Raw genomic sequence first — 25,430 nt, forward strand, 5'->3', positions numbered from 1 at the left:
TTGACTCTTGTGACGATATTATCAAGACTGATAGTCATTCGGCCGGTGTCGACTCCGCTCCCTCTGGCGAACTGTCGGGCGGGTTATCGGATTTGGAAGTGAGATAGATGCCGCCGAGGACGACTGCACCGCCGACGAGTGTCGGACCCGTCGGCACCTGTCCGAGGAGGACGAGTGCGAGCAGGGTGCTCCCGACCGGTTCGCCCAGGAGTGAGACGCTGACGACGCTCGATTCGAGATGAGCGAGTGCCCAGTTGATGACCGTGTGACCGAACAGCCCCGGACCGACGGCCATCGCGAGAAAGAGTATCCACTCACGGGGTGGGTAGCCGACCAGTGCGTGGCCCTCGGCGAGGGTCAAGCCGAGGAGAACGACGGCACAGACGCTGTAGACGACGGTGACGTACGGGAGGAGCGCGATTCGTTGGCGGAGCGAGCGCCCGGCGAGAACGTAGCCCGCGGCCGTCACCGCACCGACGACGGCGAGTGCGTTGCCGTACAGCGGTCTGGGGGCGGCGACGGCGACACCGGAGAGGAGGTCACCGACGGACATCACGACCATGCCGACGACGGCGACGAGGATGCCGACGACCGTCCGTCCCGTGACGCGTTCGTCGAGGAGCGCCCACGCGCCCACCGCGACGAAGAGCGGTTGTGCTTGGACGAGCGTGACGCTCGCAGCGACGGTGGTCCACTCCAGACTCTCAAACCACGAGGCGAAGTGGAACGCGAGAGCGACGCCGGAGGCGGCGGCGACGAGTAGGTCTCGTCGTCGTATCTGTCGGAAGTCACTCGCGTGTCGCGTGACGGCGAACGGTGCGAGTAGGAGCGTCGTGAACAAGACTCGATAGAACGCCTTCACGAGGCTCGGTGCGTCGCTCCACGTCACGAGGATGGCGCTGGTGCTGACTGCGAGGATGGCGACGGCGAGGGCGGCCAGCGGAGGAACGTGGCGGTCCAGTCGCGACAGTCGTGACGACACAGGTGAACCTCGGCCGTGGGTGGGTTAGCGGTTGCGACTCGCTGCCACGCTACCGCTTCGTCGCTCGAATCAGTGCCTTCGGGTTGGCAAAAGACTGGACGTCGCCTGCGTCGTCGAACTCGACGGCGAACCGCTCGTGTGCCCCCTCGGGAGCCTCTCGGAACCGTTCTCTGAGTTCGTCACGGTCGGGTTCGGATACGTCGGTCCGCTCGACCCACGCCTCGAAGTCGAGCGTGATGGCCGCCGACTCGACCGTCTCGATAGCGAGTCCCGCGGACTCGAACCACTCGCGCCACTGCTCTACCGTATAGAGTTCGACGTGCGTCGGGTCGCGGAGTCGCTCGACGCCGTTGAGAAACGTCGCTAGGTCTGCCTCCTCGGGCGCGACGTTGTCCTCGAAGGCGAAGGTGCCACCCGGTTCGAGGACGCGAGCCACCTCGCTCACGAAGGATTCCGGGTCGGGAAAGTGGTGGGCGGCGATGCGACAGGTGACGGCGTCGAAGGCGTCGTCTCGAACCGGGAGGCGTTCGGCGTCGGCGAGCGCACCCTCCACGTCGTACTCGCGAGTCGCCACCGTGACCATCTCCGGAGAGACGTCGCCCGCGACGACGAACGGGACGCCAGCGGCGGCGAGTGCGCCCGCCGTGTGCCCGCCGCCGGTGGCGATATCGAGCGCGCGGTCTGCGTCGGCACACCACGCGGCGAGCGTCCGCAGGTCGTCGCTCCCGCGGTGGACGGCGCTCTCGAAGTAGTCCTCGGCGGCGGCCCCGAAACTCGCGGCAGTGTCGCGTTTGTGGTCGTCGCGTCGCTGGTCGCTCATGGGAGTGGGTTCGTCGGGTGGCGAGAAAAGTCGTTCTCGAAGAGGAGAAACTGCGAAGGAGTGTGCTCGTGACGACTGACAGGCTTACTCCGCGTCGACGTACTGCGGACGCTCTTCGTAGGCGATGGGGTCACGGGTTCCGATGTTCTGGAACGCTTGGAGTCTGAAGGCACAGGAGTCACAGGTGCCGCAGGCGGGTTCCTCGGCGCGGTAGCAGGACCACGTGTGCTCGAAGGGGACACCGAGTTCGACGCCGCGTCTGGCAATCTCGGTCTTCGAATCGTGGACGAACGGCACTTCGAGCGAGATGCTCGTCTCGGGTTTCGTGCCCACGTCGACCATCGCCTCGAACGCCTCGAAGAACTCCGGGCGGCAGTCCGGATAGCCGGAGTAGTCCTCGCTGTGCGCGCCGACGAAGACGGCGTCGCACTCGTTGGCCTCGGCGTAGGAGACGGCCATCGAGAGCAGATTCGCATTTCTGAACGGGACGTACGAGGTCGGAATCTCGTCGCTGTTCATGTCGGCGTCTTCGACGGCCATCTCGTCGTCGGTGAGACTCGACGCGCCGATGGTCGAGAGGTGGCTGGTCTCGATGTGGAGGAAGTCGTTTGCCCCTAGCTCGTCAGCGAGTCGCTCGGCACAGGCGAGTTCCTTCGACTCCGTCTTCTGGCCGTAAGAGGTGTGGAGCGCGTAGATGTCGTAGCCGCGCTCTTTGGCCTCGTAGGCGGCGGTGGCGCTGTCCATCCCGCCAGAGAGGAGGACGACGGCGCGTTTGGGAGTCTGTTCAGTCGAATCGGTCGATTCGGTCGATTCGGCGGTTTCAGTCGAGTCGGAGTCTGTGTCGGTCATAGATGGGTGAGAGAGTCTACCTACGTCTCGGGTGCGTCGTTCCAGAGGTCGACGTGGAGTCGCGGAGTGTACCGGTAGCCGTACTCCAGTGCGAGGTCGGCGACGACGTTACGGGTCTCGGCGAGTCGCTCGCGAGTCTGTCCTTCGGGCATCAAGAGAACGTCCGTGTCGGGGATGTCGACGTCCGCCCCGGCGCGAATCTCGGCCAGTAAGGACTCGATTTCGTCCATATCCTCGGGACCGGTGACGACGAACTTGAACTGGCGGTCGTATCGTTCTGCGAACGTCGCCAGCGCCCCGACGTCGATGCGGCGCTGTTCGTGTCGCTCGGCCCACTCGCCGTCGCCTTTCGGGTCTCTCTCCTGAACTGGCGTCGACGACGCGAGTTTCGGGCTGACGCTCGCGAGGGCTATCGGGACGTCGGCGTCGGGAACGATGGTGCCGTTCGTCTCGACGGTGGTGTGGTAGCCCAACTCGCCGAGTCGCCGGAGCAAGTCCTGTGACGACTCGTGGACGAGCGGTTCACCACCGGTGAGGACGACGTGGTCGGCGTCGTACTCCTGAATCTCCTCGACGATAGCGTCGAGGTCCATCCACGCGTGGGTCGGTTCCCACGAGGTGTGATAGGAGTCGCAGAACCAACAGCGAAGGTTACAGCCACTGGTGCGGACGAAGACACTCGGGACACCCGCGAGGGTTCCCTCGCCCTGGAGGGAGACGAACAGTTCGTTGATGGGAAGCGCGTCGCCCTCGGGAGCGCCGTCGGGGCGCTCGACCGTGGACGTGACCGGCATCAGAACGACCCGCCGCAGAGTTCGCTCGTCTCCGACACCTGCACCGAGACGTCTCGCACGTTGTCCGGCAGTTCCTCGGCGAGACGTCGTTCGAGGACGACACTCATCACTTCCGCCGTCGGCGGGGCCTCGAAGAGCACGACTGCGTCACCGTCGCCGCTAGCTTCGAACGCCTCTACGAGGGGGTCGCCCTCTTCCAAGAGGAAGCGGTGGTCCCAGCGGTCGATGACCGAGGTGACCTCGCCTTTGTCGACGACCCATCCCTCTTCGGTGAGGTCGCCGACGATACGGACGGAAATCTCGTAGTTGTGGCCGTGCGGGCGGCTACACTTGCCGTCGTGGTGCATCAGTCGGTGGCCCGAACTGATGCGGATAGGTCGGTCTCGCCCGATGTGGAGGACTCGCGCGCCGGTTCCTGCGAGTCCCGCCTCGGTGGGTTCTCCGAGTGTTCTCTGGGTCATATTTAGAGAATATCGTTCGAAGGTATAAAACCGTGTTCACCAGCCGATACTGTGGGAATCGATGACGCGAAATCGCGGGAGGGGAGCTGGATTGGGCGAGACCGAGTCAGTCCAGTCCTTCGAACGCCGCAACCTTCTCGCGTCGGTCGTCGCTGATAGCCGTCGGCTTCCCCGTCTCGGCGTCGACGATGACCTGCGTCGTCTCGGCGGTGGCGACGACGTCGTCGCCGACGCGAACCTCGTACTCCATCGGGTAACTCGACGTCCCGAGGGAGGGAACACGAATCGCGACGGTCACCTCGTCGTCCAGCGTGACCGACTGTTTGTAGTCGATTTCGAGGTTGGCGATGACCATGTCGATGTCCTCCAACTCGGCGTCGAGCACTTCGTCGAGGTAGTCGACGCGGGCGTGTTCGAGATAGGTGACGTAGACGGCGTTGTTGACGTGGCCCCACGGGTCGAGGTCGCGGTAGCGGACGGAGAGGGTCGTCTCGTGGTTGAACTCGCTCATGCAGAGAGACCCACACGCCGCAGGTGAAAACACGGTGGTCGATGCGGGGTTTGCCGGGTTATTCGTCGGTCGCGTTCTCTGCGACCGAGTCGAGAAACCGGCCGACCGGACGGTCGAACCGCCAACGGCGTTCCTGAGCGTCGTCGAACGATACCCACGTCGGCCTGCCTTCCCACGACGACTCTGCGAGGGGAGTCTCTCGCTTCGGTTCGCCGACGAAGAGGCGTTCGACGCCGCCGTAGGCGTTGAGTCCCTCGTTCACACAGTCGCCGAGAACGACGTCGACACCAGTCTCCTCGCGTGCCTCGCGGTGCGCTGCGTCGGTGAACGTCTCGCCCGCTTCCAACCCGCCGACGGGGAGCATCAGGTAGTCACCGGTGTCGATAGCGAGCACACAGTCGTCGTGGAGAACGAGCACGCCTGCCGTCGCTCGTGGCCAAATGAGTCGACCGAAGAGCGCCGCGAAGGGGAGGCCACCCTTCCAGAGATACCACGAGCGAAGTCCCATACGTGGCTCTGTTCCGGCGCGCTCGAAAGAGTTTCTGCTCGGCCTCGGTCGTCCCCCGGTCGGCTTTGGCCGACCGAGCAGACCGAGTTACGACTCGCCGAACGCCGCTTCGACCGCCTCGCGGTCGAGTTTCGACGGACCGCTCGTCGGCATCTCGTCGACGAACGCGAGTCTCTTTGGAACTTTGAACCGAGCGAGTTTCCCGTCGAGGAAGTCGCGTAACTCGTCGAGCGTCAGGCTCTCGTCGCCTTCGACGACAGCTTTTCCGACTTGTCCCCACTGCTCGTCCGGGACGCCGACGACGACGACCTCCTCGACTTTCGGATGCGTCGAGACGACGCTCTCGACTTCGGCCGGATAGACGTTCTCGCCGCCACTGACGTACATGTTCTTCGTGCGACCGACGATGTAGTAGTAGCCGTCGTCGTCGAGACGAGCGAGGTCACCGGTCGACACCCAGCCGTCACCGAACGTCTCTTCGGACTCCGCCGGAGCCTGCCAGTAGCCGTCGGCGGCGTGGAATCCGGCGAGTTCCAGTTCACCGACCTCGCCCTGTGGAACTGGCCCGTCGTCGTCGACGATGCGAGCGTCGACGTGCATCGCGGGGACGCCAACGCTGTCGGCCTTCTCTTGGAAACTTCCTTCGGGCATCGCGAAGTTGTTCGGTCCGCACTCGGTGAGACCGTAGCCCTGCGAGAGGTCGACGTCGCGTTCCCACCACGCCTCCATGACGGCCTGTCGGCAGGGGCCGCCGCCGCTCTTGACGAACCGGAGCGACGAGAGGTCCGTCTCGGCCCAGTCGTCGTGGCGGCACATCGTCCGGAGGACGGCGGGCACGCCCACGAGGACGGACGCGTCGTACTCGGCAATCGAACGCAGGACTGCGCTCGCGTCGAACTCGCGGGCGACGACGACGGTGCCGCCGACGTGAAACAGCGGGACGGTGAGTACGTTCCACCCGCCAGTGTGGAACATCGGAAACACCATCGGCGTCGTGTCCTCGGGGCGCAGACCCCACGCCGTGACGGTGTTGAACGAGTTCCAGACGATGCTCTGGTGGGTGACGACTGTCTCCTTCGGGACGCCGGTCGACCCGCCGGTGTGGAGAAAGAGATGCGGGTCCGACAGGGAGACGTCGGCGCGGTGGACGGGCGAATCGTCGTCAGGGAGTTCATCGTCGTATCGGGACCAGTCGTCCGGGTGACTCCCGTCGTCGGATGAGTCAGCGACGACGAGTACCTCGACGTCAGCGGTGACGCTGCAGTCGTCGTGTCCGAGCACGTCGCGGGCGAGGTCCACGAACGGCGACTCGACGACGAGGAGTTCGGGGTCGACGGTCGAGAGCATCGTGGCGAGTTCGGGCGGCGCGAGTCGGTGTGAGAGCGGTGCGAGGACGCCGCCGGTCTTGCCCGTGGCGAAGAAGCAGTCGACGAGTTCGGGTCGATTTCGAGACAGTGTGGCGACCCGCCCGCCGTCGGCGACGTCGTGTGTGCGGAGGAGACGGGCCGTCTGATTCGCCCGCGCGTCGAGTTCGCGGTAGGTGAACGCCCGTCCGCTCGTCGCGTCGACGAGTCCAGTTTTCTCTGGGGAGAGACGGGCGCGACGCTCGCTCCACGCACCGACCCACTCGAACGTCTGTGCTGTCGGTGCCGTTTGTGTGCTGTCTCCGCTCTCTCCGCCGTCAGTGACCATCGAGGAACTCCCGGAGCCGAGCGGTGACGCTGTCGGCACGCTCGACGAAGAAGAGGTGTGAGCCACCGTCGACGCGCTCGAACGTCGTGTTCGGGAGGCGCGCGGCCAGTCGCTCGCCGTTCTCGATGGGGAGGACTCTGTCGGCGGTTCCGTGGAGGACGAGCGTCGGGAGCGTGAGTTCCGTCAGTCGGTCGCTCACGTCGAACGTCGCCACCGCCGTCGCCTGCGCGGTTCGGGCGTCCTCGTCGGCGTCGCTGTCGAGTCGCCAGTCGACGATTTGGGCGAGCAGGTCGTCGTTCGAAGCGGCGAACTCCTCGGTCATCGCGGGAGCCATCTTGTACCGAATCGCCTCCCGTTCGTCGAGTTCTTCCGGTACGTCGAACATCTGGGCCTGTGTCTCTGGGGGCGTCGGGACTGCCTCTTCGCCGCCGAGACTCGTACAGAACAGCGCCAGCGACTCGGCGCGGTCGTAGTCGAGCGCGTACTGCAGAGCGATCATCCCGCCCATACTCGCGCCGACGACGTGGGCCGATTCGACGCCCGCGTGTTCGAGGACGGCGTCGAGGTCGGCGGCCATCGTCTCGACGCTGTACGGACCGGGCGGTGCGTCGGAGTCACCCGTGCCGCGGTTGTCGACGACGATGGTGTCGTACATCTCGCTCAGCGGGTCGCGTTGCCAGCGCCACATCCAGCGCCCGTAGGCGAGTCCCTCGACGAAGACGACTGTCTCGGCGTCGTGCGGTCCCTCGCGCTCGTAGCACAACGAGACGCCGTCGTTGGTCGCGTACGCTGCGTGTGCCATGGTTGGGTCTCGTACGGGAGACGTATCAACCTATCAACGGTGAGACGACGCGTCGCTCTGCGTGCCTGCCAAACAACTCGAAAAGTGGGGTCCGTGGTGCCAGCCACGGGGTCGGCGTCGAACGGTGAGACGGTAAGACGGTGCTCAGTCGACGAGCGGGACCGCCGTCTCGTCCCGGCTAGCGGTCGACGCGCCCATGCCGACGGCGCGCCAGACGTTGGAGCGCGCGCCGATTGGCTCCAGTTGGAGCGGAACGGTCGCACCGACGGGAAGCGCCGTGAGGGTCCGTTCGAGGTCGGCCGAGTCGTACTCGACGACGTATCGAGTGGCGTTCGAGTCGACCACCTCGACCGTCATCGTGTGATGGTCGTTCATCTCCCGCCTGATGCGTACCATCTCGACATCCTGCTTCGATTGAGTGTGAGCCATGACTGATTCAGTGGCTCGACACTCTTAATTCCTGAGATGTGTAAGAATAGCGGGAAAATACTGCCGCAACCTACCCCGTGTCGACAGAAACCAGTGACAGAATAGTGAAGTATGTCTGACGCGACAGTTCGAGCGATGGACGACCCCGACCGCTCTGACAACCCGACCGACGACGCCTCGGTGACGGTAACGGTTCGGCACGACGGGACGGAGACGACCCTCGAAACGCCACCGGGGACGAACCTTCGAGAACTCCTGCTCGAACGCGGACTCTCGCCGTACACGACGGTGACAGAGCGACTGAACTGCGGTGGGCGCGGACTCTGTGCGACGTGTGGCGTCCGCGTCCGGGCGGGTCCGGACCCGACGCACTGGCACGACGAACTCGCCGCGCGGTTCGGCTATCCGCGACTCTCGTGTCAGATTACGGTCGAAGCGGACCTCGTGGTGGAACTGGTCGAGGACAAGCGAGTGTGGGGCGGGAGGGAGTGAGTGGCCGAAAGGTGATGTTGCGTGTGTTCGCGGTCTCAGTCGGTCGTTTGCGCGTGACAGGTCACGTTCTCGCCGCAGACGTGTACCTCCGAGCTACTGGGGCTGAACACGTACAGCGTCGCCCCGGACGTGTAGGTCACGCCGTCCTGCGGCGTCGCATCGAACGGGCTACTCGTGAGTCGACCGTCTTCCGCCGTCGAGATGGTGAGGACGTACGCTCGGTCACCGTGTGCTGACTCTGTCAGCGTCGTCGCGACCCACTGTTCGTCAGCGTCGACGCGGTGAGACTCGTTGATGACCGACTGACCGCTCTCGGTCGCCAGCGTCACGGTGAACGTTCGAGGGACGTCGTAGCCGTTCTCGACGACGACTCGGTGTTTCCACGGGTCGTCGTCTACAGGAGTTGGAGTGGCCGACTCACCAGAGACCAGCATATCCAGCGACGGAGAGGAGACAGAGGGCGAGCAACAACTGTCGCTTCATGGTCATCTCTTCGAAGAAGACTGGTAAAGTTGTTCACCACCGCCGGCTTCAGCGGTCCCTGCTCACGTAGTTCGCAAGAGAAGTCCGCTCTCCCCGTCCTCGTGAGTAAAGCGAACGAGGGCTCGTGACGAGCGCAGTGAAGTCACGGTGATTTGAATCCACTCGCTTCCGTTCGCTCGCAGTGCTCGCTCACCTCCCGCTCCCTATTCAAATCGGGCCGAAGTATCCTTCACATTCAACACCGTTCGCTGCGCTCACGGGTGTTGAAGTTCAGTCCGCTCTCCCCGATTTGAACGGGGGGCAAGCCGATCTACAGTCGGCTGCTCTGCCAGGCTGAGCTAAGAGCGGCTACTGACTACTACGCCCACTCTAAAACTTAAGAATTCTCATTCGCCCCGTCGGCGAGTATCGATTCGACGACGCGGTCGATGTCCGCTTGGACCGCGGCGAGTGGGGGAATCTCGGTTCGGTTGTACGCCCGCTTCGAGACGTTCGTGTGCTGCGGGACGATGTCGTGAGCGCGCTTCGAGAGGCGAGCGAGTCGTCGCTGTCGGTCGGTTCCGGTGTAGCGAGGCAGTGACAACTGCGAGACGAGCGTCTTCGAGAGACTCGACTTCCCGCTGGAGGCGACGTCGAGGAGACACCGCTGGTACGGCGCAGAGTTCAAGAGTGCACAGAGGTAGTGCGCCTCCTCGCCGTCGTCGGTCGCGAGGAACATACAGTGGTCACCGGGGACGACCGACTTCTCGCCCAACTCGGGGTCGTCGACGGTCGAGACGACGACGAAGTGCGGTTTGAACCCGAGGCGACACCAGACTACCTTGTAGTCGGCCCACGTGTACGGTCCGAGACCGAACAGCGTGTAGAACGGCCCCTCGTCGAACCACGTCGACGAACGAGCCATCAACTCGTCGCGGTGAGCGCGGAGATACGCGTACGTCTCGGGTGTCTCGGCGGCCAGTTCGTCCTCGTTGTCCTCGATGGCCTGCCGCATCGGTACCAACTGGAGGTCGTAGCCGAAGAGTCCGTACTTGACGATGTGGCGGGACTTGAGGTAGGGGTAGACGTGGTCGGGTTCGAGGCAGGATAGCTGCGAGCGGTCGAGACCGAAGACGGCCTTCGCGTCGTCTTTGACGCCGTGACGAATCTCGTAGTCACACGCTCCGAGTACCCCCTGTTCGGCGTCCTCGCGAACCCACGTCCCGGCCGGGTCGTCTGGGTCGACGGGGAGAAGCGTCGTCTCTGTCGTCGTCAGCGACTCGCCTATCGCGCTTTCCGAAGCGAACACGGCTAGGGAGTCGGACCGCCGCTGCCAGACTCGCATCGGGATGGGAAACGGCGATTCGTCGGCGTCGACGTCGGCCGTGAACCGGTACACTGCGGCGTCGGCACCGACCTGCGTCCCGAACGGGTCGAGGTCGGCGAAGTCCTCGACGGCGTCGACCCGAAGCCGTCTGTCCCCGACGCGGAGTTGTCGGAACAGTCGCCCGGCCGGACCGGTCAGGTGGTCACGCTTGAGAACGAACCCAGCCTGTCCACCGCGGCGGAGATATCGATGGAGACAGACCCACGCGAACGGAACCGAGAGGTCGTCGTTGGCGTAGCCGAGCAGCGAGTTCGGTCCTCGCGTCGGCAAGAGGTTCAGTTCGTCGACGTAGCGCTCGCGCCAGCGGCTTTTGACCTCGCCGTCGAGGCGGTCCCACGTCAGCCACGGCGGGTTGCCGACGACGACGTCGACGGTCGGAGCGAACGCTGCGCCGTCGAGACGCGGAACGTCGTCGGTGAGTGCGAGGGCGTCACCGAAGGCGACTGGAATCGACAGTTCCTGCGTGTCAGCAGTCGGGAATTCAGGGTCGGAGAGAAGGGGTGTGAGTGCGAGTGCGTAGGCCAGTTTCGCGCTTCGAACGGCGACGGGGTTGAGGTCGATGCCGAACACCGAATCGGTGAGGCGGGCCACTGCGTCGGCGGGTGGGTAGTCAGTCGATTCATCCGACTTCATCGCCTCGCGTTTGACTTCGATGGCGGCGACGAGGAAGACGCCAGCGCCACAGCCAGGGTCCAAGACCGTCGCCGACGCCGCGGCCGTCCTCTCGGGGAGCGCCAACGAGGCGACGCCGAACGGCGTGTAGTACTCGCCGAGGGCGAGACGGGCCGAACGCGACACGGCCCGTTCGTACGCGTCGCCGAGAGCCGTCGGGTCGACGCGAGTGAAGTCGCTTACACCGAGTCTGTCGAAACCAGCATCGGCGAGAACCGACGGAGACAGTTCGTCAGCGACACGTTCGTGGACCGCGTCGAACGAGACCGAGAAGGCGTCTGTCGTCGCCGTGGGGTCGGGTTCCGAGATGGAGAGGCCGAACGCGCCTTCGAACGACCGGAGGAGGCGAGCGACGGCGAAGTCGAAGGCCAAGGTGTCGAGAAAGACGTCGCGTGCGACGACGTCGGTTTCGGCTTCGGGAGCCTCGGAGTCGATGCTCTCGACGAAGACGGACCCGTGCTGTCGACGGACGAAGTCAGTCCACGTCGTCAGCGCCTCCGTGAGAAGCGAATCGCCAGCGGCGAGAAGGTCGGCACCGACCGTGCGATACGCGACGAGGACGCCGCTCTCCGTGCCGCCGCCGTGCAGTAGCCGTCGCGCGTCGCTCGCGTCGCGTCCGCTCACGGTACTCTCCCTACAAGTCAGTCAACTGTGAGCTTAGTCGTGCGCCCGTGTGTGTCAGGGTATTCACAAGACCGCGGATAATCGGGGCGATAGAGGCCACAGTCGCTTTATCGGAGGGTTTCGTCGTCGTCCCCAGAGCAATGGGAGACGACCGACAGGCCACGTTCGGCACGGACGGAGAGTTGCAGACGGACACACCGCCGGAGGCGACGGGCGCGAACGACTTCGGCGAGGAGAAGGAGGGCGACGAGACGAACGGCGGGTACAGTCGGTACGTCGTCTCCAGTCTCCTCCAGAAGGCCGTCCGTCGCTCAGACGAGGAAGTCGCCGCCTGGGCCGCGTGGGAACTCGCTCGTTCCGGGTTCGGGTGGAACCTCTGGGACCGCTTGAACCTCTACGTCGTCGAGGACTTACGCGCGGGACAAGACGTCGCACTCCACATCCAGCGATACGAAGAACTCGCCGAGGAGTGGGAGATGGACTCGTGGCGCGGCCGCCTCTGTGGCATTCAGGCCGCACTCGCCGCCGCACGCGCGACCTCCTCGCGAGAGGCCTCGAACGCCGACGAGTACTTCGAGAAGGTCGCCGCGAAACGCGCCGAGGCGTACGAACGCGGCGAGGAACCGTCACACGACTTTCCGGTCGGTGACCTCGACATCGACGGGGAGTTCGACGCCGTCTTCGACGGTCACACCGGCGAGGGCAAACGTCGCGGCCGCGGCACCGAGTTCTTCAAGACGCGTGGCGCGCGTGTCGGTCCAGAGGGCGAAGGCGAAGTCAGCGCGCGCTGGCAGCGACTGTCGATGGTACTCGACGACATCGACTACACGGAGGAACAGATTCGCCACGCGCTGGAACCAGTCGCCGAGGACGCCAAGTGGGACGAACCGTCGGAAGACGACCGCTAACTACTCCCACAGGTCGTACATGTCGTCTCGGACGCCGCCGGTGTAGTGGTCACCCTCGTAGACGACGCCCGGTCGGCCTTCGGCGTCGGGTTCGTCGACCGTAGCGACGACCGTCGCCTCGATTCCTTCCGCTTCCAGCGCCGTCAGCGTCTCCTCGGCGTCTTCGACGGGAACCGTCGCCAGCAGTGCGCCCGATCCGAGGACGCGAATCGGGTCGACATCCATCACGTCACAGAGGGTTCGGGTCTCGCGACGGACTGGTACGTCGTGTTCGGACGCATCGAGGTCGATGGTGACCTCGGAGGCGCAGGCCAGTTCGACCAGTCCGTTGAGCACGCCGCCCTCCGTCGGGTCGTGCATCGCGGTAGCGACGGGTGAGAGGACGGCGGATTCGGGGAGGACGCTGACGTCGGCGAAGTAGTCGGCCGCGCGTTCGATGGTGTCGGTGTCGACACCCTTCGTTTCGAGGTCTGCACGGAAGTCGGTCGCGAGGACGGCGGTTCCCTCGATTCCCGCGCCTTTCGTGAGAATCACCGCGTCGCCCGGAGTCGCCCCCGAGGTGGGGACGTAGCGGTCGGTCGGTCCCATGCAGGTCAGAGAGAGGAGCGGCCGGTCGAGTCCGGCCACCGTCTCGGTGTGGCCGCCGACGATGGTGATGCCCAACCGCTCGGCCTCGGCGTCGAGTTGCGCGGTTATCTCGTCGAGCACGTCGACGTCGGGGTCGGGGAGGAGGATGGTGCTCACCAGCCACTCCGGCGACCCGCCGCAGGCCGCGACGTCGTTGCTCGCGATGGCGACGCCGAGCGTGCCGATTCGTTCGGCCGCGAGCGAGATTGGGTCGGTGCTGACGACCATCGTCTCGTCGTCGACGGCGACGGCGGCCGCGTCTTCGCCGTATCCCGACCCGACCAGCAGGTCGTCGTTGGCCGCGCCCGTCCGCGAGAAGATGTAGCGGTCGAGGTCCGCGGGCGAGAGTTTGCTCATGCTACCCTGTGTGTGAGGAGTGCTTTTGTGCCTTCCCGTCCGTCGATAGTTTCGACACTCCATCATCAACTGCTGACCATCTACTTCGACTCCGACCCCCACGGCTAAGCCGGTGCCTGCAAAACGGCCGACCATGCAGATGACACCCGGCCCGACGGCGGTGCCGCCGCGGGTTCGCGACCGGATGAGCGACCCGATGCCGAACCCCGATATCGAGCAGTCGTTCTTCGACCTCTACGACGAGGTCTGCGAGAAACTCCAACGCGTCTACGGCACCGACGACGACGTCATCGTCATGGGTGGCGAGGGAATCCTCGGTCTCGAAGCGGCCATCGCATCGACCGTCGCACCCGGCGACGAGGTGCTGTGTGTCTCGAACGGTCTCTACGGCGACGGCTTCGCCGACTTCGTCGAGAACTACGACGGCGAGGCAACGCTCGTCGGTGCGGACTACACAGACCCAATCGACGTCGAGGGTGTCGAGGAAGCACTGGCAGAGGGTGAGTACGACGTGGCGACGATGGTCCACTGCGAGACGCCGACGGGGACGCTCAACGCCATCGGCCCAATCTTGGAACTCCTCCACGACCACGACGTGCTCACCGTCGTCGACGCCGTCTCGTCGCTCGGCGGCGCGCCCGTCCCGAGCGAGCACATCGACATCAACCTCGGCGCGTCCCAGAAGGCGTTCAGTTCGCCGCCCGGCCTCACGACGGTGGCCGTCAGCGACCGAGCGTGGGACGTCGCCGAGGAACGCGACCCACGGTCGCTCTACACGAACCTCCTCCCGTGGCGCGACACGAGCGAGATGTTCCCCTACACCCACCTCGCGGCCAACGTCGCCGCACTCGACGAGTCACTGTCGATGCTGCTGGACGAGGGACTCGACGTGGCCTACGACCGCCACGAGTCGGTCGCCGCCCACTGCCGAGAACGCGGCGACGAACTGGGTCTCGACCTCTACCCCGACGCGACGCGGAGTTCGCCGACGGTGACGGCGTTCCACCTACCGGGCGAAGCGAAGCAGGTGCAAGCCGAACTAGAGGAAGAACACGACGTCGTCCTCTCGACCGGACTGGGTGACCTCGCGGACGACATCCTCCGAGTGGGCCACATGGGCTACAACGCCGAGCGAGCGAAGGTCGACCACGTGATGGACGCGCTGGAGACGGTGCTCGCGGAATAGTGGAGTAGTAGAGTAGTGGAGGAGTTCGAGATGGCAGGTGAACCCACACGAATCACGCTCGACGTCGGGAATCCCGAGGGCGCGAACAGCGCGTACGTCCTGCCGGAGTCGGGCGTCGTCGTCGACCCTGGACCGCCGACCGACGAGGCGTGGGAGCGGTTGTGTTCGGGAGTCGAGGCGGCGGGACTCGGTGTCGAACACGTCGCGTTCGTCTTCGTGACCCACTGGCACGCCGACCACGCGGGACTCGCGCCGCGATTGGCCGAGGCCGCCGATGCGACAGTGGTCATGCACGAGACGGACGCGCCGCTCGTCGCCGACTACGGCCGAGAACGCGAACGGCGCGTCGAACGAGACGCGCAGCGGTTGCGTGAGTGGGGCGTTCCTTCCGCCGTCGTCGAGGCGTTGCAGTCGGGCGACCGACCGTCGCCGATACCCGATTCACTCGCCGTCGAGACGGTGAAAGACGGCGAGTCGCTGGCAGGGTTGACCGCGATTCACACGCCGGGGCACACGCTCGGCCACGCGGCGTTCGTCACGGACAGAGAGACTGCAGAGACACGGGACCTGTTCGTCGGCGACCTCGTTTTGCCGACCTACACGCCGAACGTCGGCGGCGGCGACACACGGTTGGACGATGCGCTGGCGACGTATCTAGCGAGTCTCGGACGGATTCGAGAGGTCGCGGCGGCCGAAGGAGTCGAGACAGTCGCACCCGGCCACGGCGCACCGCTGGCACTCGGCGAGCGAGTCGACGAAATCGTCGCCCACCACGACGAGCGGAGTCGGCGAACCGTCGCGGCGCTGGCGACGTGTCTCGAGGAAAACGAGGCCGACACAGCGACGCCGTGGGACGTAGCGAGGACGCTGTTCGGCGAGTTGTCGGGCATCCACGCCAAGATGGGTGCAGGCGAGGCGGCGTCGCACCTCGACTTTCTGCGGAAACGTGGTGCAGTCGAACAGGTCGGTGGTTCGGGTGGCTCCGCGACACGATACCGCGTCGCCGACGCCGAACGAGCAGGTGTCGAAGCGGCGAAATGGCGAGGCTGAATCGACAAGACAGAGAGAGATAGCGAATCGACGAGAGAGAAGTCGAAGCGACAGAGAACGAGGCCGACTCGGCGCTCAGACGTCGAGTGTTCCTTCTGTCTGTTCGGTCTCGCCGTCCGCCGTAATCGTCAAGTCGAGGTCCGCACCCTGCGCCATGAGCGCGACGCCCTGCGTCGGACTCACCGAGAGGGTGTACGTTATCTCTCGGGTCTCGCCGGGTTCGAGGTCACCGACGTCGACGTCGACGGTCTGGACGTGGTTGCCGCCGGCGGCGATGTCGAGTGAGAGGCTGACGTCGTTGGCGGTGTCGTCGGAGGTGTTGGTGACGGTGGCGGTGACGTCCCGTGAGAACGTACTGGCTTCCTCTACGGCGACGAGTTCGAAGTCGAAACGGTCGGTGTGCATCAGTTATCTCTCCCGTCGGCGGCGTCCGTGGTGTGCGCTTCGGTTTCGTCGCTACCTTCGTCTTCACCGTCTTCGTCTCCACTGTCGCCGTCGCTGTCTGTGCGCTCGTCGTCAGCGATACGCTCACCGTTCTCTATGCTCCCCTCGTCGTACTCGTTCACGCGGATTCCCTTCTCGGCGAGGTGTCGCATCTGTCGCTGCGCGAAGTCTTCCTCGCTCGTGCCGCGAGTGGCGAGGACGTAGACCAGTGCGCTCCCAGTCGGGCGCATGGTTCGACCGGCACGCTGGGCACCCTGTCGGCGAGAGCCACCGAGGCCGGAGGCGACGATGGCGAGTTCGGCGTCCGGGAGGTCGATTCCCTCGTCACCGACGCGAGAGATGACCAAGGTTCGGATGTCGCCGTCGCGGAACGACTGAAACAGTTGCTCGCGGCGGTAGTGCGGCATCTCGCCGCTGATGAACGGGACGTCCAACTCTTCCTCGAAGAACCGTCCCTGGTCGAGGTAGTCGACGAAGACGAGCGCCTTCGACTCCGGATGCTGGGTGAGCAGGCGTTCTGCGGCGTCGAGTTTTGCAGGGTTCATCGCGGCCAGCATGTGTCGTTCACGGCCGTCGGCGCTGCGCCACTCGTTGAGCGACATGTCGTCGGTCCACGGGACGTAGCGAATCTCGACTTCGGGTTCCTGGACGAACCCGGCGTCGAACAGTTTGTCCCAGTCGGTGCCGATGGGTGGCCCGATGAGCGTGAAGATGTCCTTCTCTCTGTCGTCCTCGCGGACCGGTGTGGCCGAGAGACCGAGACGGTGTTTGGCCTGTAAGTCGGCGCTCCGACGATAGATGCGACTCGGGACGTGGTGGACCTCGTCGTAGAGGATGAGTCCCCACTTTCGAGAGTCGAACAGCGCGCGATGGCGGTCCATCCCGGCGGTCTGGTAGGTAGAGATAGTGACGGGGCGAATCTCCTTCTCGCCGCCGTGGTACTCGCCGATTTGGTCTTCGGTCAGGGTAGTGTGCGCGAGCAGTTCCTGTTTCCACTGCGCGGCGAGTTCGCGACTCGGGACGAGAATCAGCGTCTCGCCGCCGACGGCCGCGAGGACGCCGATTCCGGCGACGGTCTTTCCGGAGCCGGGCGGAGAGACAAAGACGCCCGAGCGCTGCTCCTCGAACCGGTCGACCCAGTCCCGTTGGTAGTCCCGGAGGTCGATGGTGAGGTCGATATCGAGCGGATCACCGGTTTCGAGGTTACGGTTGTCTTGGACGGGGTAGCCCGCGTCGTAGAGGACGCGCTTTATCTCGGCGACGGCCTCGTCGAACACCCAGCACTCGGTGTCCGAGAGGGGCGCTTGGATGTGGTCGTCGTCAAGTTTCTGGCGGGCGACGTTGCCCATCAGGTTGTCCGTCGCGGCTTCGAGGACAGTGTAGCCGTCTTCGTGCGTGTAGAGGGTGAACTGGTGGGCGCGCTTCCACTGTGATTCGACCCACGCTTCGAGGTGTGGCGAACGTCGCGGGAGGACCGAACGGATGCTCGTCAGGAGGCCGTCGAGCGTCTCGAAGGGGGCCTGCCAGACGTCCTCTTGACGAATCTTGTAGAGGTAGCCACGGCCCCGGTTTCGCTGGCGGGCGGAGTCCGACCGTTCGCCTGTCGCGTCGACGAGGTGCGCGAACTGCGAGAGTTGTGCGCGGGTGTACTGCGTGGGCTGGTCGACGACGATTTCGCGGCGCTCGGAGAACAGGATGACCCGTTCCCTGCTGGCGACGTCCTCCCACTCCGAGGGGTACCAGACGACAGGGTCCGCCTCGACGTCGACGCGGGTGACGAGTCCGTCACCGGCGAGGGCTTCGAGGGCGTCCATCGCCTCCGCCTGCGAGCAGTCGAGTCGGCGAGCGACTTGCTGGGCAGTCATCACGGGGCGGCCTTCGGCTTCGATGGCGTCGTAGAACGTGTCGAGCGAGACGATAGGAGTCGACTCCGCCGGTGCGTCGTGGGTTTGCTCGTCGGTGCGTTCCGGGTCGCCAGGGCTGTCCCCGTCAGTCATCGGTCGAGCTACCAGTGCCAGCGGGAAACGGTTTGCGACCCGAGCGAAGCAGAGAGGGGAGTCGCACCCGTACACACAATCGTATTGTGTCCGCGGTCCTAACGAGAGTCGATGACGACCTACGCGTCGCTTCTCGCCGCCGGCCTCGACGTCTGTGAGCGACACGGCTACCGAACCGAACGACCGAACAAGGGGTGGCTTCCGGACGCCATCGCGACTGCACCGGTCGGCGATACTGGTGACAGCGAGAACGAAGACGCCGAGAGCACGTCGGCGCCGACACCGCTGTTCGGCGACGTCGACGACCCCATCGCGCTCGAACCGCTCGATTCGAGCGACGTCGACCCGACGATAGTCATCTCGCGTCTCTGGAACAACAGCACCAACGGTCGACGGAGTCTGTTCGTGGTGCCGGGGAGTGACGCCGACGTACTTGCAGAGACTGTCGCCGGGTTGCTCTCGGCACCCGCGTGCGTCGCAAGTGAAGACGATGACGGCTGTCGGACGTTCTACAACGGACCGGACCGAATCGCGCTCGCCGGTGGTGGATACGCGCTTCACAAGTCGATTGACGCTGAATTTCGGTGGTTCGAGACCGTCGGCGAAGACGGCGAGGAGAGCACCGAAGCGAGAAGCGGGAGCGACCGCAAGCATCTCGTCCTCGCCGACGGCGACGAGACGGTAGCCGTCTTCGACGACGTCGACGGACTCGGCTGTCCACCTGCATCGGCGTTCCGATACTCCTACCGGCGGGACGCACGGGACAAGTGTTTCCACGTGACCGATGCGTCCGGGCGCGAAGTCGGCGTGTTCACCGACGTTCGGTCGTTACGTGCGGCCGCGTACGAACCGATTCCGATGCCGTTCGTGCCCGAGCATCTGTTCGACGCCTCGGTTCGGTCACTGTGGGGCGTCCTCGCCGTCGATGGCGATGGTGACACGCGGTTGTACACGACAAACGGTCGAGAAGACCGGTAGGCGAGCCAGCGAGTTACGACGTCGCAGAGAGGTGAATCAGACTCTCGCTCGGAGCGGAGTTCGTCGCTCGAAGCGGAATTCGTCACTCGGAGCGGAGTTCGCGTCGCGGGCTGTACGAGAGGCGTTGGAACGCTTTTTCGAGTGGTCCGGTGGCGATGCAGTCTGGAAACTCTTCGAGTGTCCGGAAGGTATCGACGTAGATGTACTCGACCGGTTGGTCGGCCGTCTCAGTGAACACCTGGAGTGGTCCGTCGTCGCCAAGCGCGGTGAACATCCGGCCGTCCGGGTCGATTTGCGGCGTGACGCCGTGTTGTATGTAGAGTGCAACGGTGAACAGCGCACCTGCTAGCGAGACTGGGCCGGCGGTGAGTTGCCACGTCACGTCACGGTCGGTGTACTCGACGGTAGCGACGTAACCATCGGCGAAGCGAAAACACTCGACGACTTCCATCCCGCGCCGCCAACGAACCTCTCGGCGGGCGAGCCACGCTCGTTCCCAATCGGTCGTCATTGTCCGTCCTCGATACGGTGGCGTCAGCCACGAGACGAAATCACGAACGAAGATCTCTGTCCATCTCGTCGCGTCTGCGAGAGACTGATACGTGCGACTCGTACTCGTGCGATTGCTGGCCGACTTGCTCATGCTCCTGTGTGCTCCTTCCACGGCTTCGCGAATCGGAGACCGAACGGATCGAGGGGGGACGAAAGCGGGAGAGCCGAAGGGGAGAACAGAGTGAGTGATGTCGAGTGAACTCCGGAGTTCGAAGCGAAATCGCCTGTCCGAGTGAGCAGAAACGAGTCGAACGCGTGACTCGAAGCACTCGCTCTGTCTCTCCTGGCGGTGTCGTAGACGGTTACGCTCACCTGTCGACGTTCGGATATCGGATTCGACTGTGGCCGATTGTTACAGAGTACGTGCGCCAAGGAGTTATAGTTCAGCGTTTGGCGAGTGAGTCGAGTCAACCTACGCACGGGAACAATCGTCGGTTCGAGGTCGTCAGTTCGGGGTCGTCGGTTCGGGGTCGTCGGTTCGAGGTCGTCAGTTCGGGGTCGTCGGTTCAAGATTCTGAGTTCGCGTGGTGCCAAAACTCACCCCCGAGTCTGTGTACACCGTTGTCCGCACAGTGCTGCCTTCGACCGGAATTGAGCCCCGCAGTCTACACAGACGACGTATGCGGCCCCGGCAGAAGTAGTGATGCGGTGTCTACCGACTTCGAGCGGTCGGTCGACGATACGGGGGCGGATGTGTCCGGGTATCTGCTGCTCGGGGTTTTGACTCAAATCTGTGCGCAGCCGAATCGTGTGTAGGTCGTCGTCCGACCACCGGTCCGACGCCATCGCATCGCTCCACGAGTCGATCTTCGTCCACCCAGTGACGACGACGGGCGAGTCCGTCTCCGTGTCACCGACGACGACGACGAATCGAACACCCTCGCGGGCGAGAGCGAACCGCCAGCCGTCGGTCGAGTTCCAACGGAGTTGGCCGGTACGAATCGACTGGGAGACGGTCGGGAGCGTGACGTATCTTCCCCGCTGCCGAAGTCGACGCCGAAAGTGGTTCGTGACCGCGTACAGACTGGGGTCGCGGGGCGGAACATCCCACGGAGTACGTCGCGAACTGGGCGTCCGTGAGTTCGACAGCCGTGAGGTTGGCGTCGGCGAGTCGTCCGCCCCACCCTGATGTGAAGCCACACCGACAGTAGGGGTTCCAGAATATATGTGTTTACGGCCGGTAGTGTCGGAATCATTCCAGCCCGTAACGACGCCGTGTTTGCCTGCGGAGAGGACACCACGTTTCCGGTGAAACGGAGTCCGCACAGACGCCATCGGGAGGAAGACGACTGGAGTCGGGAACACACCACGTTTCCGGTGAAATGCGACACTGTTCTGCACTGGGTGAGATGGTAGCTGAACGAACCACTAATCGAACTCATTGCGCCGCCGATGAGAGACGCACACCACGTTTCCGGTGGAAGGAGCGACAAACCGGCCAGTTGCGGAGGAGAAGGGATGTACGGTGGAATCGAGAGTTTGAGAAACGAGTTGAACGGCCAGTTCACCGGAAACGAGGTGTGCGAACGCGCCACTCAGTCAGCGTCGGCGAGAGCGTGTGTCTAGAGTAACACACCGTGTTTCCGATGAAACCGTCGACGGTGGGTGGCAAGTGAGAACGACCAGAAAAACAAGAACATACAGATGAGAGGGGGAGCGTAGAGGTGGAGACAGACACACCACGTTTCCGGTGAAATGCGGTCGGAGAGGGGGAGAGATTGGCGCAGAGAGTGAGAAAGATGGAAGAAAGAAACGAATCGTGTTGGGGTTGAAAGGACACAATTAAATACACCTACTGAGAAAAGTCCGCCAAGTCCTCTGCAAACAAGAAATGGGAAGCTCTGCTTACTGTTGCAATCGAAGAGGGGGCTCACGAGAGAGTGAGTAGAGTCTGGTCTTGCTAGATGATGACGTCGAGAGCAGCCTTGGAATCGGGGTATTCCATATTCTCTGGGAGTGGATGGAACTGAAAACGAGGCGGAGGTGAGTACGAGTGAGAAAGAGACACGAAAGTAACTGCGAGACGACTTCTATGGCTTCAGAATCTCGGTGAAGAGTGCTGCGGAAAGAGTTGAACGAAGCGAACTGTAAAGTCTCCTGTACAGGGCACCTGGACACTATGGACACTACGTTTCCGGTGAACCCCTCTCCCCTGCTTCGACTGGAGCAACACCCCCCTTCTTTCGTCGTTCACCGGAAACGTGGTGTGTGTGTGCTGCATCAATCGACCAGTTCGGAGACATCGGGCGGTCCGAGACGACGACTTCGAAGGGTAAGTGATTTCACCGGAAACGTGGTGTGAATGGATATGTCCGACACTGGGGACAATCTCTTCACGCGTGAGGACCCCATCTTCGCAAACAAGGAGCTTCTCGAAATCAGCCACCTTCCAGGCGAGGGCCGCATCGTCGGCCGCGACGACGAGATTTCGAATCTCGCGAACGCGGTCAATCCGGCCATCTTCGGTCAGAGCCCGAGCAACGTTCTCATCTACGGGAAAACAGGGACGGGAAAATCACTCTGTGCGAAGTACGTCTCACAACGCCTCGTCGACACTGCAGGTGAGGAGGGCGTCAACGCGACGTTCGCGTACGTCGACTGTGCACAGGATACGACCGAGACACAGGCCGTCCAAACCATCGCGGATAGCGTCAACGACGACGCCGATACCGGTATCAAAGTCCCGGATAAGGGGCTCAGTACGTCGACGTACTACAAGCGACTGTGGCGGATTCTCGATGCTCGCTACGACGTCGTCCTCATCCTCCTCGACGAGATCGACAAACTCGACGACGACGATATCTTGATGCAACTCTCACGCGCAGGCGAGGCCGGAAAGATCGCCGACTGCAAACTCGGCGTCATCGGCATCAGTAACAAGATACAGTACAAAGAGCGGATGGACGAGCGTGTCAAGAGCAGCCTGTGTGAACGAGAGTTCGTCTTCCCGCCGTACGACGCGAATCAACTCCGAGACATCATGGACGCTCGGAGCGACGCCTTCCGCGACGGTGTCCTCGACCCGTCGACGATTCCACGCGCTGCCGCACTTGCCGCCCGTGAACACGGCGATGCACGGAAAGCAATCGACATCCTCCGGTACGCTGGCGAGATAGCCCAATCGAACGGGGCCTCGACGGTCCGCGAGAACTTCGTGACGCAAGCCCGTGAACGAGCAGAGACCGACCGGTTCCGCGAACTCATCCGCGGGTCGACACCACACTCTCGATACGTCCTCCAAGCACTCGCCGTCCTCTCGCTGTCGAACGAACGAAAAGACGGGTTTCGAACGAGTCGCGTCTACGAGATTTACGAGAGTATCTGTCGGCAAGAGGGATCCGACAGTCTCTCACTTCGGCGGGTCCGTGACCTCTTGAAAGAACACGCCTTCCTCGACATCATCGAACAGTCCAAACACAGTGGTGGGAGTGCTGAAGGGAGCTACACGAAGCATCAACTTCTCGAAGACCCAGCTGTGGTGAAAGACGTCCTGACTGAGAACACCGACTCCTGAGACGCACTTAGTCGGCGAAAGAGAGAGGGCCGAAGTAGGGATTCGGGGACCAACCGTGTTCACGTCCACTGCAAGCGAACCTTCGTGACCAGCGACTTATATTTTACCACAATAGTCGGTGACTGGAATTATCACCAGTGACTGCCCCAATCACACACGAGAACATCTACTGGTCTCTTTGCCCCTCCCTGCTCTCCTCTGTCTCTCATTGGTCTCACCGCATAACTGATCGTTCGAAGCCGTCTTTCCCCCGATATGTCCCGTTACTCTAAGAGCGTCGCAGAACGCCGATACTCGGAATAGAGTGTCTGTGCCCACGTGAGTATAGCCTCACTCTTGCCGTCGACACTCGCGACGATGTTGTTGAACTCGTCGTACGCCCCGATGTAGGCGTGCCCATCGACGATAGTCAGTCCGAACTCGATCTCTCGAGGAGTCAGATAGAGACTGAACTGAGGAAGTTCAATCGCACGCTGTAGTGCTTCGGGGTATTCAGACTCTGAGGTTGCAAGTACCGAATCGTCGATGACGAGCTCCATCTCCGTCTCGGGACCGATGACGGAAGCCGCGGCTTCGTTGTACACTGGGCTTACGACAGGTGTAATTCCTTTGAACGACTCGACGGGGGTCGAACCCAAGACGGTGAGAAATCTATCGATTGGTGCATGTGGGTTGGAGTTCGATACCTCTGTGGCCGTTAGCTCGTCGTACGTCTCTGTCGGTAGGTCTTCGATTGCACTTCCAGCGTTCGTCAAGAACGTCTCGAGTCGTTCTGCGTTCTTGACGACGTCGGCCAACTTCTCGTACTGTTCGAGAACGGTCACACCTCCGGGTGTCAGCTGATACTGTGCCTCCGACTTCTGGACCCATCCACGTTCGACAAATCCACCGAGTGTCCGCTGAGCAGTTTCGCGGGCACACGAACACACCTTCGCTATCTCTGTCGGTCGGTACGGCCGTTCGGCTAACGCTCGTAGTAGGTCGACTCGACTCGATGACCCGACGAGAAAGGCGATATTCTCACGTGGACCCATTACGTTGTACTACGGAGGCACAGCTATCACGGTTTCGGGAGCTGTACTCTCACTGTCTGTCAGTGATGCAGTCGCTCGCAGAAAAACGCTGACTCGGAGGTGTGGTTCACCCTTCGTCGCCACTCAACTCCGACCGTTAACCGAGCAAACCGAGGTTCTCGATACGCTCGACGATTTGCTCGACGGCTGTCGTCGCGTCGTCAGTCTGTTTCCCGCCAGTGATGACGATTTTCCCGCTCCCGAAGAGGAGGATGACGACTTCCGGCTCGTCCATCCGGTAGACGAGTCCGGGGAACTGCTCCGGTTCGTACTCGACGTCTTCGAGACCGAGGCCGATTGCGAGTGCGTTGAGGTTCAAATTGTGTCCGAGGTCAGCACTCGACACGATGTTCTGGACGGTTATCTCCGGATCTTCTTCGACAGGGATGCTCAGCCCGCGCAGTTTGTCGAAGATGATGTCTAATGCCTCGTGAACATCGTCGATACTCTTCGCCCCCGTACAGACGATTTTCCCGGAGCGGAAGATGAGTGCTGCTGCCTTCGGGTTCTGTGTGCGGTAGACGAGCCCTGGGAAGTTGTCAGGGTTGAAGTCTGCTCCTGGGAGGTCGTCTGCGAGCGCTTCTAGGTCCAGCTCTTGCCCGATGCCCGTCGATGCAACCACGTTCTGAATCTCGATGGAATCTGCCGGCGACGTCATGTTTGATACAGCTTCCTCGCGCGTCCTTATAAAGGCAGGCCTTATAAAGTGGATTGCCGGTTCACACGCACGCGCGAATCAACAAATAACCAGTACCTACTTCCCTCGCTCATCTCGTTTTTCCCCCTCTGTTTGGTGGTCTTTCCTCTGTTCGCAACTTCGCGCGCGCAGATGCCACGGGAACGGACGAGTGCTTTCGACCCACACTAGTGAGTCTCTTCCGCAGGGCATGAAACTGCATGCCGAAGCCGACTTTCTTCGGCACCGTTTTACGTATCACTCCCATCGAATGCAATGTGAAGGGCGCCCGGGTCACCCGGGCGTCCCAGACGTGCGATGACTCGTGTACCCCACGAGTCACCGTCCGTCTCTCCGAGCCTAAATCCGAATCCCTTAAGTGGGAAACGGCACTCGGATTGAAGTACGCAGAACTCGGCGAAATCACACGACGACGCCGAGCTCGTTCCGGTGCCCTTAAGTGGTTAAGTGCACTCGGACGTAATACAGACACACTGCGACTGCGGGCCGTTCAACTCGGTCCGCGATCGGAGCCCTGAACGAGCGAAGTTCGGTGCCTTTAAGGTACTAACTCGCCTCTGTT

25 protein-coding genes and 1 tRNA gene are annotated in these 25,430 nt (G+C 63.1%); 6 read left to right on the forward strand and 20 right to left on the reverse strand.

Annotated elements, in window-relative coordinates:
- Nucleotides 1-34: 34 nt before the first annotated feature.
- From BM083_RS19840 to BM083_RS19885, 10 genes are all read right to left on the reverse strand, one after another.
- Nucleotides 35-982, reverse strand: coding sequence for a DMT family transporter (locus tag BM083_RS19840; RefSeq protein ID WP_089871917.1), 948 nt, complete (start codon nucleotides 980-982; stop codon nucleotides 35-37).
- 49 nt (nucleotides 983-1,031) lie between these two features.
- The gene (locus tag BM083_RS19845) at nucleotides 1,032-1,802 is read right to left on the reverse strand and encodes a class I SAM-dependent methyltransferase (RefSeq protein WP_089871919.1); all 771 of its coding nucleotides are present in this window, start codon (nucleotides 1,800-1,802) and stop codon (nucleotides 1,032-1,034) included.
- A gap of 84 nt (nucleotides 1,803-1,886) precedes the next feature.
- On the reverse strand, nucleotides 1,887-2,651 hold the full coding sequence (queC, locus tag BM083_RS19850; protein WP_089871921.1) for a 7-cyano-7-deazaguanine synthase QueC: 765 nt from the start codon (nucleotides 2,649-2,651) through the stop codon (nucleotides 1,887-1,889).
- 20 nt (nucleotides 2,652-2,671) lie between these two features.
- Nucleotides 2,672-3,445 carry a 7-carboxy-7-deazaguanine synthase QueE gene (locus BM083_RS19855; protein WP_089871923.1) on the reverse strand — a complete coding sequence of 258 codons (774 nt, stop codon included), beginning with the start codon at nucleotides 3,443-3,445 and terminating at the stop codon, nucleotides 2,672-2,674.
- Complete coding sequence (locus BM083_RS19860) at nucleotides 3,445-3,906, reverse strand: 6-pyruvoyl trahydropterin synthase family protein (RefSeq protein ID WP_049893377.1); 462 nt, start codon at nucleotides 3,904-3,906, stop codon at nucleotides 3,445-3,447. The genes BM083_RS19855 and BM083_RS19860 overlap by 1 nt, the downstream gene beginning before the upstream one ends.
- A 106-nt stretch (nucleotides 3,907-4,012) precedes the next feature.
- Nucleotides 4,013-4,417, reverse strand: coding sequence for an acyl-CoA thioesterase (locus BM083_RS19865; protein WP_009365365.1), 405 nt, complete (start codon nucleotides 4,415-4,417; stop codon nucleotides 4,013-4,015).
- A 58-nt stretch (nucleotides 4,418-4,475) separates the two neighbouring features.
- The gene (locus BM083_RS19870; RefSeq protein ID WP_009365364.1) at nucleotides 4,476-4,925 is read right to left on the reverse strand and encodes an NUDIX domain-containing protein; all 450 of its coding nucleotides are present in this window, start codon (nucleotides 4,923-4,925) and stop codon (nucleotides 4,476-4,478) included.
- 87 nt (nucleotides 4,926-5,012) lie between these two features.
- Nucleotides 5,013-6,617 (reverse strand): AMP-binding protein, encoded by a 1,605-nt coding sequence (locus tag BM083_RS19875; protein WP_089871926.1) that lies wholly within the window; start codon nucleotides 6,615-6,617, stop codon nucleotides 5,013-5,015.
- A complete protein-coding gene (locus BM083_RS19880) occupies nucleotides 6,607-7,419 on the reverse strand; it encodes an alpha/beta fold hydrolase (protein ID WP_089871928.1) in 813 nt (270 codons plus the stop codon). Before BM083_RS19880 ends, BM083_RS19875 begins: the two co-directional genes overlap by 11 nt.
- Nucleotides 7,420-7,563: 144 nt before the next feature.
- A complete protein-coding gene (locus BM083_RS19885; protein WP_089871930.1) occupies nucleotides 7,564-7,848 on the reverse strand; it encodes a DUF7999 family protein in 285 nt (94 codons plus the stop codon).
- 111 nt (nucleotides 7,849-7,959) lie between these two features.
- On the opposite strand from BM083_RS19885, the gene BM083_RS19890 reads away from it, so the two are divergent.
- On the forward strand, nucleotides 7,960-8,340 hold the full coding sequence (locus tag BM083_RS19890; RefSeq protein WP_089871931.1) for a 2Fe-2S iron-sulfur cluster-binding protein: 381 nt from the start codon (nucleotides 7,960-7,962) through the stop codon (nucleotides 8,338-8,340).
- A 35-nt stretch (nucleotides 8,341-8,375) separates the two neighbouring features.
- On the opposite strand, the gene BM083_RS19895 is transcribed toward BM083_RS19890, so the two are convergent.
- The 3 genes from BM083_RS19895 to BM083_RS19905 all read right to left on the reverse strand — a co-directional run bounded on the left by BM083_RS19895 (nucleotide 8,376) and on the right by BM083_RS19905 (nucleotide 11,485).
- The gene (locus BM083_RS19895) at nucleotides 8,376-8,774 is read right to left on the reverse strand and encodes a hypothetical protein (protein ID WP_089871933.1); all 399 of its coding nucleotides are present in this window, start codon (nucleotides 8,772-8,774) and stop codon (nucleotides 8,376-8,378) included.
- A 323-nt stretch (nucleotides 8,775-9,097) separates the two neighbouring features.
- Nucleotides 9,098-9,171, reverse strand: a tRNA-Tyr gene (locus BM083_RS19900).
- A gap of 28 nt (nucleotides 9,172-9,199) precedes the next feature.
- Nucleotides 9,200-11,485, reverse strand: coding sequence for an N-6 DNA methylase (locus tag BM083_RS19905; protein ID WP_143085777.1), 2,286 nt, complete (start codon nucleotides 11,483-11,485; stop codon nucleotides 9,200-9,202).
- Between the two features lie 140 nt (nucleotides 11,486-11,625).
- Here BM083_RS19905 and BM083_RS19910 point away from each other — a divergent pair, with 140 nt between their 5' ends.
- On the forward strand, nucleotides 11,626-12,393 hold the full coding sequence (locus tag BM083_RS19910; protein WP_089871937.1) for a hypothetical protein: 768 nt from the start codon (nucleotides 11,626-11,628) through the stop codon (nucleotides 12,391-12,393).
- Here BM083_RS19910 and BM083_RS19915 read toward each other — a convergent pair whose 3' ends face one another.
- On the reverse strand, nucleotides 12,394-13,377 hold the full coding sequence (locus BM083_RS19915; RefSeq protein WP_089871939.1) for an AIR synthase family protein: 984 nt from the start codon (nucleotides 13,375-13,377) through the stop codon (nucleotides 12,394-12,396).
- Nucleotides 13,378-13,510: 133 nt separating this feature from the next.
- On the opposite strand from BM083_RS19915, the gene BM083_RS19920 reads away from it, so the two are divergent.
- Both BM083_RS19920 and BM083_RS19925 read left to right on the forward strand, forming a co-directional pair.
- On the forward strand, nucleotides 13,511-14,563 hold the full coding sequence (locus BM083_RS19920; RefSeq protein ID WP_089871941.1) for a pyridoxal-phosphate-dependent aminotransferase family protein: 1,053 nt from the start codon (nucleotides 13,511-13,513) through the stop codon (nucleotides 14,561-14,563).
- Nucleotides 14,564-14,593: 30 nt separating this feature from the next.
- Nucleotides 14,594-15,613, forward strand: a complete 1,020-nt coding sequence (locus tag BM083_RS19925) for an MBL fold metallo-hydrolase (RefSeq protein ID WP_245756954.1) — start codon at nucleotides 14,594-14,596, stop codon at nucleotides 15,611-15,613.
- Nucleotides 15,614-15,688: 75 nt separating this feature from the next.
- Here BM083_RS19925 and BM083_RS19930 read toward each other — a convergent pair whose 3' ends face one another.
- On the reverse strand, nucleotides 15,689-16,018 hold the full coding sequence (locus BM083_RS19930) for an FxLYD domain-containing protein (protein WP_089871945.1): 330 nt from the start codon (nucleotides 16,016-16,018) through the stop codon (nucleotides 15,689-15,691).
- Nucleotides 16,018-18,054, reverse strand: a complete 2,037-nt coding sequence (locus BM083_RS19935; RefSeq protein WP_089871947.1) for a DEAD/DEAH box helicase — start codon at nucleotides 18,052-18,054, stop codon at nucleotides 16,018-16,020. Before BM083_RS19935 ends, BM083_RS19930 begins: the two co-directional genes overlap by 1 nt.
- Nucleotides 18,055-18,165: 111 nt before the next feature.
- Here BM083_RS19935 and BM083_RS19940 point away from each other — a divergent pair, with 111 nt between their 5' ends.
- Complete coding sequence (locus BM083_RS19940) at nucleotides 18,166-19,032, forward strand: hypothetical protein (RefSeq protein ID WP_089871949.1); 867 nt, start codon at nucleotides 18,166-18,168, stop codon at nucleotides 19,030-19,032.
- Nucleotides 19,033-19,114: 82 nt separating this feature from the next.
- Here BM083_RS19940 and BM083_RS19945 read toward each other — a convergent pair whose 3' ends face one another.
- Together BM083_RS19945 and BM083_RS19950 are read right to left on the reverse strand one after the other, a co-directional pair.
- Nucleotides 19,115-19,543, reverse strand: a complete 429-nt coding sequence (locus BM083_RS19945) for a hypothetical protein (RefSeq protein ID WP_143085778.1) — start codon at nucleotides 19,541-19,543, stop codon at nucleotides 19,115-19,117.
- 578 nt (nucleotides 19,544-20,121) lie between these two features.
- Nucleotides 20,122-20,724 (reverse strand): hypothetical protein, encoded by a 603-nt coding sequence (locus tag BM083_RS19950; RefSeq protein ID WP_177197716.1) that lies wholly within the window; start codon nucleotides 20,722-20,724, stop codon nucleotides 20,122-20,124.
- A gap of 1,168 nt (nucleotides 20,725-21,892) precedes the next feature.
- Here BM083_RS19950 and BM083_RS19955 point away from each other — a divergent pair.
- Nucleotides 21,893-23,098, forward strand: a complete 1,206-nt coding sequence (locus BM083_RS19955; protein WP_089871953.1) for a Cdc6/Cdc18 family protein — start codon at nucleotides 21,893-21,895, stop codon at nucleotides 23,096-23,098.
- Nucleotides 23,099-23,361: 263 nt separating this feature from the next.
- Here the strand turns inward: BM083_RS19955 and BM083_RS19960 are convergent, their stop codons facing one another.
- Together BM083_RS19960 and BM083_RS19965 are read right to left on the reverse strand one after the other, a co-directional pair.
- The gene (locus tag BM083_RS19960; RefSeq protein WP_089871955.1) at nucleotides 23,362-24,132 is read right to left on the reverse strand and encodes a helix-turn-helix transcriptional regulator; all 771 of its coding nucleotides are present in this window, start codon (nucleotides 24,130-24,132) and stop codon (nucleotides 23,362-23,364) included.
- 136 nt (nucleotides 24,133-24,268) lie between these two features.
- Entirely contained in the window at nucleotides 24,269-24,829 is a 561-nt protein-coding gene (locus BM083_RS19965) for a TATA-box-binding protein (protein WP_009365345.1), read from the reverse strand.
- Between the last annotated feature and the right edge of the window lie 601 nt (nucleotides 24,830-25,430).

Source organism: Halogranum rubrum (assembly GCF_900114455.1).
In the GTDB taxonomy this organism is placed as follows: domain Archaea; phylum Halobacteriota; class Halobacteria; order Halobacteriales; family Haloferacaceae; genus Halogranum; species Halogranum rubrum.

Coding starts and splice junctions, on each gene's coding strand:
- BM083_RS19960 (WP_089871955.1), bottom strand. CDS start 24,132: ATGGGTCCACGTGAGAATATCGCCTTTCTCGTCGGGTCATCGAGTCGA.
- BM083_RS19860 (WP_049893377.1), bottom strand. CDS start 3,906: ATGACCCAGAGAACACTCGGAGAACCCACCGAGGCGGGACTCGCAGGA.
- BM083_RS19935 (WP_089871947.1), bottom strand. CDS start 18,054: ATGACTGACGGGGACAGCCCTGGCGACCCGGAACGCACCGACGAGCAA.
- BM083_RS19865 (WP_009365365.1), bottom strand. CDS start 4,417: ATGAGCGAGTTCAACCACGAGACGACCCTCTCCGTCCGCTACCGCGAC.
- queC (WP_089871921.1), bottom strand. CDS start 2,651: ATGACCGACACAGACTCCGACTCGACTGAAACCGCCGAATCGACCGAA.
- BM083_RS19875 (WP_089871926.1), bottom strand. CDS start 6,617: ATGGTCACTGACGGCGGAGAGAGCGGAGACAGCACACAAACGGCACCG.
- BM083_RS19965 (WP_009365345.1), bottom strand. CDS start 24,829: ATGACGTCGCCGGCAGATTCCATCGAGATTCAGAACGTGGTTGCATCG.
- BM083_RS19915 (WP_089871939.1), bottom strand. CDS start 13,377: ATGAGCAAACTCTCGCCCGCGGACCTCGACCGCTACATCTTCTCGCGG.
- BM083_RS19880 (WP_089871928.1), bottom strand. CDS start 7,419: ATGGCACACGCAGCGTACGCGACCAACGACGGCGTCTCGTTGTGCTAC.
- BM083_RS19895 (WP_089871933.1), bottom strand. CDS start 8,774: ATGCTGGTCTCTGGTGAGTCGGCCACTCCAACTCCTGTAGACGACGAC.
- BM083_RS19885 (WP_089871930.1), bottom strand. CDS start 7,848: ATGGCTCACACTCAATCGAAGCAGGATGTCGAGATGGTACGCATCAGG.
- BM083_RS19940 (WP_089871949.1), top strand. CDS start 18,166: ATGACGACCTACGCGTCGCTTCTCGCCGCCGGCCTCGACGTCTGTGAG.
- BM083_RS19930 (WP_089871945.1), bottom strand. CDS start 16,018: ATGCACACCGACCGTTTCGACTTCGAACTCGTCGCCGTAGAGGAAGCC.
- BM083_RS19910 (WP_089871937.1), top strand. CDS start 11,626: ATGGGAGACGACCGACAGGCCACGTTCGGCACGGACGGAGAGTTGCAG.
- BM083_RS19945 (WP_143085778.1), bottom strand. CDS start 19,543: ATGACGACCGATTGGGAACGAGCGTGGCTCGCCCGCCGAGAGGTTCGT.
- BM083_RS19920 (WP_089871941.1), top strand. CDS start 13,511: ATGCAGATGACACCCGGCCCGACGGCGGTGCCGCCGCGGGTTCGCGAC.
- BM083_RS19845 (WP_089871919.1), bottom strand. CDS start 1,802: ATGAGCGACCAGCGACGCGACGACCACAAACGCGACACTGCCGCGAGT.
- BM083_RS19925 (WP_245756954.1), top strand. CDS start 14,594: ATGGCAGGTGAACCCACACGAATCACGCTCGACGTCGGGAATCCCGAG.
- BM083_RS19890 (WP_089871931.1), top strand. CDS start 7,960: ATGTCTGACGCGACAGTTCGAGCGATGGACGACCCCGACCGCTCTGAC.
- BM083_RS19955 (WP_089871953.1), top strand. CDS start 21,893: ATGTCCGACACTGGGGACAATCTCTTCACGCGTGAGGACCCCATCTTC.
- BM083_RS19870 (WP_009365364.1), bottom strand. CDS start 4,925: ATGGGACTTCGCTCGTGGTATCTCTGGAAGGGTGGCCTCCCCTTCGCG.
- BM083_RS19855 (WP_089871923.1), bottom strand. CDS start 3,445: ATGCCGGTCACGTCCACGGTCGAGCGCCCCGACGGCGCTCCCGAGGGC.